The 918-nt window shown below is 65.9% G+C and carries 2 protein-coding genes; both read left to right on the top strand.

The genetic code is table 11. From position 1 onward, the window contains the following. Positions 1-528 (top strand): hypothetical protein (locus EN969_RS33065; RefSeq protein WP_127419839.1); only part of this gene is annotated, 528 nt, incomplete at its 5' end. After that, a partial coding sequence (locus EN969_RS33060; protein ID WP_281060057.1) for a flagellar motor protein MotB occupies positions 525-918 on the top strand: 394 nt, incomplete at its 3' end. The genes EN969_RS33065 and EN969_RS33060, both read left to right, overlap by 4 nt.

The following is a 918-nucleotide window of genomic DNA, read 5'->3' as shown; positions in this document are numbered from 1 at the left end:
GATACGCCGGCGACGCAAGCCGATATCGGCGCGCTGATCGCCGAGGCGGTTGCCCAGGCGGAGGCAGCGCTGGAGGGCCGCCTGGCGGCTGCGCATGACGCCGCGCTCGAAGCCGAACGCCAGGCCAGTGCTGAGGAAGCAAGGATATTTCTCGAAAGCCTTGGCGACGATGTCGGCAAGGCGGTCTCGTTGCACATCGATGCGATGGAGGCGCGCGTGACCGGACTTGTCGCCGGCACGGTCGCCCGCATCATCGGCGGCATCGTCAGCGACGATCTGCAGAAACGTTCGATCGATGCGTTGGCAGACGCCGTCCGCGAAGCGGTTGGCGACGCCGAGGCTGTGCGCATCGTCGTGCGCGGCCCGCTCTCGATGTTCGAAACACTGAAGGCATCGCTCGGACCCCGCGCCGCCAATCTCGATTTTGTCGAGGCGCCAGGCTTCGACCTGACCGTGGCTATCGACGAGGCGGTGTTCGAAACGCGCATGGCCGAATGGTCGACGACCCTCTCGGAGGTCCTGGCATGAGCGTCGCCAACGCCGATCAGGGCCGCCACGAGATCATCATCGTGCGGCGCAGTCATGACGACCATGACGAGGCCCACCATGGCGGCGTCTGGAAGATCGCCTTCGCCGACTTCATGACGGCCATGATGTGCTTCTTCCTGGTCATGTGGCTGATCAACGCCGCCAACGAGCAGACCAAGGCAGCCGTGGCCAGCTACTTCAACCCGGTCAAGCTGGTCGACCGCAATTCGAGCCGCAAGGGCCTGGAGGATCTCGGCGACGGCCCGCGCGCCATGGGACTGACGGCCGACGATCCGCAAGAGGCGACCAGCAAAGCCGGACAGAACGGCAATGCCGGCGCGGGCGCGTCCGAGCGCAAGCAGGACAAGCAGGAGCCACAGCAGGCGGAAC

It is taken from the genome of Mesorhizobium sp. M7A.F.Ca.CA.003.01.2.1, assembly GCF_003998945.1.
GTDB lineage: Bacteria > Pseudomonadota > Alphaproteobacteria > Rhizobiales > Rhizobiaceae > Mesorhizobium > Mesorhizobium ciceri.
Note: the sequence above shows the minus strand (reverse complement) of the source record. Positions and strands in the feature narration are given on the sequence as shown.